Origin of the sequence: Jatrophihabitans sp. (assembly GCF_036389215.1) — a bacterium.
Lineage (GTDB): Bacteria > Actinomycetota > Actinomycetes > Mycobacteriales > Jatrophihabitantaceae > Jatrophihabitans_A.
Map to the genome: position 1 here is coordinate 1 of NZ_DASVQG010000349.1, position 5464 is coordinate 5464.

The following is a 5464-nucleotide window of genomic DNA, read 5'->3' on the forward strand; positions in this document are numbered from 1 at the left end:
GTTCGAGGTCGCCGACCAGGTGCCAGGTCGTGTTGACACTCAGGTCGGCCGTCGGGTCGCTGGCGTGCGGAGTGCTGCGGCCGCTGCCACGCTGGTCGAACAGCACCACCCGGTAGCGCTCCGGGTCGAACCCGCGGGCCATCCCCGGCGGGCAGCCGGTGCCCGGACCGCCGTGCAGCATCACCGCCGGCTTGCCGTCGGGGTTGCCGGAGGTCTGCCAGAAGACCCGGTTGCCGTCGCCGACGTCGAGCAGGCCCTCGCCGGTGGGCTCGGGTTGGGGGTACCAGTCAGCCATCGTCGGGCTCAGGCCGACCGACGCCAGCGGATGCCGGCCTCGATGAAGTCGTCGATGTCGCCGTCCAGCACCGCGGACGGGTTGCCGACCTCGTGCTCGGTGCGCAGGTCCTTGACCATCTGGTACGGGTGCAGGACGTAGGAACGCATCTGGTTGCCCCAGCTGTTGCCGGCGTCCTTGAGGTCGTCCATCGCGGCCTTCTCCTGCTCGCGGCGGCGTTCCAGGAGCTTGGCCTGCAGCACCGCCATCGCCGAGGCCCGGTTCTGGATCTGGCTGCGCTCGTTCTGGCAGCTGACCACGATCCCGGTCGGCAGGTGGGTGATCCGGACGGCGGAGTCGGTGGTGTTGACGCCCTGGCCACCGGGGCCGGACGACCGGTAGACGTCCACCCGCAGCTCGTCCTCGGGAATCTCGACGTGGTCGGACTGCTCGACCACCGGCAGCACCTCGACCCCGGCGAAGCTGGTCTGGCGGCGTCCCTGGTTGTCGAACGGGCTGATCCGCACCAGCCGGTGGGTGCCCTGCTCGACCGAGAGCGTGCCGTAGGCGTAGGGCGCCTTGACCTGGAAGGTGGCCGACTTGATGCCGGCCTCCTCGGCGTAGGAGGTGTCATAGACCTCGGTGGCGTAGTTGTGCCGCTCGGCCCAGCGCAGGTACATCCGCATCAGCATCTCGGCGAAGTCGGCGGCATCGACGCCACCGGCCTCGGACCGGATCGTCACCAGCGCCTCGCGGGCGTCGTACTTGCCCGACAGCAGCGTCTGCACCTCCAGCTCACCGATCGCCTTGGTGAGCTTGACCAGCTCTGCCTCCACCTCGGCGCGGGAGTCCGGGTCGTTCTCGGCCTCGGCGAGTTCCCACAGCAGTTCGGCGTCATCGACCCGGCTGCGCAGCTCCTCGACCCGGCGGATCTGGCCCTGGGTGTGGCTCAGCTTCGAGGTCACCTTCTGGGCGTTCTCGGGGTCGTTCCAGAGTTCGGGGTCCGACGCCTGCCGTTCCAGATCGGCCACCTGGCCGCGCAACTTGGCTACGTCGAGGACCGCCTCGATGCTGGTCAGGGTTGCCGAGAGCTCTTTCAGCTCGGCGGGTACGTCGGTCACAGCAGGTCAGCCTACTGGGCCTCCTCGAGATCCGTTCCGGCCTTGGCCACGACCTGCCGCCGCCGACCGCCGCCGGGCCGCGGATTCGGTGTCAGGCTCGTCGGCCAGCACCCGGCCGTAGCGGCTGAGAACCCGTTCGCGCAACAGCGCGTCGCTGCGCGGCACCGGCTGGATGAAGATCTCGTCCAGCGAGGGGAACTCCACTCGCAGGTCGGCATCGATCCGGATGCAGGCCATTTCCAGATCGTCGGCGGTGGTGCCCTCGACGAAGTCCACCCGGGCGCACAACAGCACCCGGTGCACGCCGGTCATCATGGTGAGCACGTCCACCAGGTCCAGGATCTCGGGCTGTGCCTCCAGCCGCGCCTCGATGGCCCGCACCAGCCTGATGTCGGCCTGCTTGCCGATCAGCAGCCCCTTGCAGGTCTGGGCCAGCGCGTAGGCGGCCGCCACCAGCAGCGCCCCGATGGCCAGCGACGCCAAGCCGTCCCAGAAGGCCGAGCCGGTGAGCTGGTGCAGGCCCACGCCGGCACCGGCCAGCACCAGGCCGACCAGGGCCGCCGAGTCCTCCAGCACCACGCTCTTGACAGTCGGGTCTTCCGGATCGCTGATGTAGGAACGGACCGAGCGGCGCCCGCGCCTGGCTGCGCCCTTCACCTGACCGAGCGCCTGCCGGAACGAGATGCCCTCCAGCACGAACGCGATCGCCAGCACCGGGTAGTTGATCCACAGCTTGTCGCTGGGCTCCTCCGCCTCGCCGAGGATGGTGTGGAAGCCCTGGAAGATCGAGAACGCGGCGCCGGAGATCAGGATCGTGACCGCGGCCAGCAGCGACCAGAAGTAGCGCTCCTTGCCGTAGCCGAACGGGTGGACGCGATCCGCCGGGCGATCCGAGCGGCGCAGCGCGGTCAGCAGCAACAGTTCGGTCGAGGTGTCCCCTGCCGAGTGGGCGGCCTCGGACAGCAGCGCACCCGAACCGGTCACCAGGCCGGCTATCAGCTTGAGCACCCCGATCGAGGCATTGGCGCCCAGGGCGAGCAGCACCGTCAGCGTGCTCTCGCCTGCCTCGGCCGGTGCGATGTCGCGGAATTCGGCGGTTGCCGTGCCGACCGGCTCCACCGGTGCGGCGGTATCGGGCCGGATGGGTGCGCTGTCGCCAGATCGATTCACAATTTCATTCTGCAAGCTTGTGGAGACCTGTCTCGCCACCCGCACTCGGGGCATCGAAAGCCACCTCTGGCCGACTGGGAATTCGGCGTCTATTATCGAACATACGTTCGATCGTTGGACTCCGCCGCAGTCACCGTGGGAGGTGAACCATGCACAGCTCCGAGCTACCGGTCTACGGCACGGTCCGGTACTGCCCTGCCGGGCACTGGCAGCCGGAACCGGGCATGCGCGGTGGTGGGCAACCTACGGCCACCTTCCGCGTCCGGCGCGACGCGCGGATGCTCGAGCTCAACGGCCAGCTGACCGAATGGCCGGCGGAGCAGTTGTTCGTCCGGCGGTGCATCACCGTGGTGCGCACCGAAGATCCCGACACCGGACGAGCCGTCTCCATCCTGTGCGGTCAGGAATGGGTCGAGTCCACCGAGGGATCCACCGATTACTGACCGTTCAGCTGAAGTTGAGGGGCTTCGGGTCCCGAGGCATCGGCATGAATCGGGGAAGCTCACCGGTCTCGATGACATCCAGGGCGACCAGGTGCAGCTTGCGGTGAGCGTGCTGGCTGGTGATGCGCAGCGCGTCGAAGGCCTGCTGCTTGGTCACCAACTTCGACGCCATCAAGATCCCCATCGCGACCCCGATGTCGCGATTGGTCTCCAGGGCGGCACGCAGGTGCTGGTTCTGCTCCCGTTCGGCCACGGTGGCCAATGCGATCGCACAGTGCGTTGCGAGGTCATCGAGCACAGTCATTTCCAGCTCCGCGAATGCCGCGGGCTTTCGTGAATAAAGGTTCAACGCTCCGAGGCTGTCTGAATCTTCGAGAAATAGCCGGTGCGACATCATGCTCACGGCCTCGGTCCTCGCGCTTGCCTCGCGGCCGAAAGTTGGCCAGCGGGCATCGCTGCCGATGTCATCGGACCGGAACACATGGTGCTGCTGCAGTGCCTGCAGGCACGGTCCTTCACCGGTCCGGTACTGGATGGCATCGACCTCGAGGGGCAGTTCCCCGGTCGAGGCGACCGTCTCGTAGCGCTGGGTCCCGCGCCTGACCGTGATGGCCGCGTCTTCGGCGCCAGGGATGGTGGCCGCCGCATGCTCGACTATTGCCTGCAGGGTGGCAGCCAGTGTCGGTTTGGTGGCAAGTTCGCGAGCGAACTTCGCGAAGCTCTCGGTACGGGTGAGCGGCATGGGACCCCGATTAGGTAAGCCTTGGGCAGGAAGCCGGGGACCCGCTGTCGGAGTCGAAAGCGTTATCAGCATAACTGTCGGCAGGGTAACCGTCCAGGTACCGCCAGTGCGCGAAGCTCTTGCCAAGCCCTCGTTCGCGTCCTTGGACGCGGCAGCACCTGGATGATCGAGCCGAGCCGAGGCAGCTGCCGACGGATCAGCTGCTCACGGCTCGGCCGGTCGTGGCTCAGCCGGTCATGGCTCGGCCGGTCAGGGCTGGATCTGGCTGGCGGTGCCGTGCAGGTGGATGACGTGGTAGGTGGTGAGCTGGCCGTGCCCGATACCGGCAAGTGACGTGCTGTGCACGGCGGTGATGCCGAGGGTTTCGACATGGTTGTAGCCGGCGAGGATGTTCAGGCGTGGTATCAGGACGCTGAACGAGGTGTGGCCGGCATCGATGGACTTCACCAGGGTCACGCTGACCAGCTGACCGAGCGCGCTGTCCTCGACCGTGATGTCCTGATCGCCGGAGAAGCTCAGCGCGTGGTGAGAATCCTGGTAGGTGAGGGTCGGCTGCCCGGTGAGCCCGGTCAGCGCCAGGCTCACGCTCACACCGCGACCGCTCAGCTGGAACATGTTGGGCTCTTTGATGCCATTGGATTCAGCGGTCATCGGATTCCTCCTTCGCGGGTTCACCGACAGGCAGCCGGTAAACCGTTGTACCAGCCATAGGAGGTCACCGACCAGTGGCTAGCAGGATGAAAGCCAGTGTGCCCCCACCCCCCGGCATGCGGCCGAGCTGTAGACGACCAGCGAAGTATCGCCGGGCTAATTCCGCCCTCTTCGTCATAGCCGCGGAGTCATCACCGCCCGGGTAATACAGCGGAGTCATAACCCGCGGACTCATAAACCGCGGAGTGAGAACCGAGGACGAGGGGGCTGGCCATGGCACTTGACCACGGCTACGGCGTTGCCATCGGCACGTTCGTCTCAATCACTCGCGAGGATCCGGGCGCTTTCGGGCACTGGTACCACGGCAAGCTGCGCATCAGCACACCCGCCGGTCAGTACGAGGCAGCTCTCGATGTCGATACCCCCACCGGTATCGGGGTCAGCTACCGCCTGGTCACCGACCTGACCACGGCGAGCATTCCCACCCTGGCTGCGTTGGGCGACGGGTTCAGCTCGCTGGCGGCGACCCCCACCTCCGGCGCCCTGGACTACGTGCGCAGCCCGATCCTGCGCGACGGCTGGGTGGTCAGCCGGCTGCGTCGGTGGCTGGTCGCGCGACGGAGGGCACCGCTGAACTCCCAGGAATGGGCCCCGACCGCGCTGGACAAGCTGATCGCGTGGATTCGCCACTGGCTACCGCGGTTCGGGCGGCGTCGGTGGTTCCCGTTGGGGTGGCGGTTCCCGCTGCGGTGGCGGTTCCCGCTGCGGTGGCGGTCCTTTCCCTGGGTGTCCAGTGACGGCGACAATGCCCTGGATGTGCTCGAACAGCGACTTCCGCAGGCGGCCCGCATCTACATCCTGGGCGAACCTTTCACGACCGGCCTGGGCGTGCACAACGTGCACCTGAACCAGGGCGACCCGGCAGGTCCGCACCAGGCGGAGAACGGCATCTGGCAGGACGGCGCGGTGATCATCCAGCTCGCCGGCGGCGGGGTGACGATCTGGCAGGTCAAGTTCAACACCCAGTCGCTGGTCACCAACGATCAAGGACTTCCGAGCTGAA

General features: G+C 67.2%; 7 protein-coding genes. 2 read left to right on the plus strand and 5 right to left on the minus strand.

What is annotated here, in order from left to right; translation table 11 throughout:
• The 3 genes from VF542_RS20120 to VF542_RS20130 form a co-directional block, all read right to left on the minus strand.
• Positions 1 to 295 (minus strand): alpha/beta fold hydrolase (locus tag VF542_RS20120; protein WP_408653480.1); only part of this gene is annotated, 295 nt, incomplete at its 3' end.
• An 8-nt stretch (positions 296 to 303) separates the two neighbouring features.
• Positions 304 to 1395: a peptide chain release factor 2 gene (gene prfB, locus VF542_RS20125; protein ID WP_408653481.1), complete on the minus strand. Its 1092-nt coding sequence runs from the start codon at positions 1393 to 1395 to the stop codon at positions 304 to 306.
• A gap of 6 nt (positions 1396 to 1401) precedes the next feature.
• The gene (locus tag VF542_RS20130; protein ID WP_408653486.1) at positions 1402 to 2475 is read right to left on the minus strand and encodes a cation diffusion facilitator family transporter; all 1074 of its coding nucleotides are present in this window, start codon (positions 2473 to 2475) and stop codon (positions 1402 to 1404) included.
• 239 nt (positions 2476 to 2714) lie between these two features.
• Between VF542_RS20130 and VF542_RS20135 the strand changes: the two genes are divergently transcribed.
• Positions 2715 to 3008 (plus strand): hypothetical protein, encoded by a 294-nt coding sequence (locus tag VF542_RS20135; protein ID WP_408653482.1) that lies wholly within the window; start codon positions 2715 to 2717, stop codon positions 3006 to 3008.
• 4 nt (positions 3009 to 3012) lie between these two features.
• Here the strand turns inward: VF542_RS20135 and VF542_RS20140 are convergent, their stop codons facing one another.
• Complete coding sequence (locus tag VF542_RS20140) at positions 3013 to 3750, minus strand: GAF domain-containing protein (RefSeq protein WP_408653483.1); 738 nt, start codon at positions 3748 to 3750, stop codon at positions 3013 to 3015.
• A 249-nt stretch (positions 3751 to 3999) separates the two neighbouring features.
• Positions 4000 to 4401 (minus strand): hypothetical protein, encoded by a 402-nt coding sequence (locus VF542_RS20145; RefSeq protein WP_408653484.1) that lies wholly within the window; start codon positions 4399 to 4401, stop codon positions 4000 to 4002.
• Between the two features lie 273 nt (positions 4402 to 4674).
• Here VF542_RS20145 and VF542_RS20150 point away from each other — a divergent pair, with 273 nt between their 5' ends.
• Complete coding sequence (locus tag VF542_RS20150; protein ID WP_408653485.1) at positions 4675 to 5463, plus strand: DUF2278 family protein; 789 nt, start codon at positions 4675 to 4677, stop codon at positions 5461 to 5463.
• The last annotated feature ends 1 nt before the right edge of the window (position 5464 follow it).

Bases quoted from the DNA above. Each gene is read 5' to 3' on its own strand.
- VF542_RS20135 (WP_408653482.1), top strand. From the start codon at position 2,715: ATGCACAGCTCCGAGCTACCGGTCTACGGCACGGTCCGGTACTGCCCT.
- VF542_RS20140 (WP_408653483.1), bottom strand. From the start codon at position 3,750: ATGCCGCTCACCCGTACCGAGAGCTTCGCGAAGTTCGCTCGCGAACTT.
- VF542_RS20145 (WP_408653484.1), bottom strand. From the start codon at position 4,401: ATGACCGCTGAATCCAATGGCATCAAAGAGCCCAACATGTTCCAGCTG.
- VF542_RS20150 (WP_408653485.1), top strand. From the start codon at position 4,675: ATGGCACTTGACCACGGCTACGGCGTTGCCATCGGCACGTTCGTCTCA.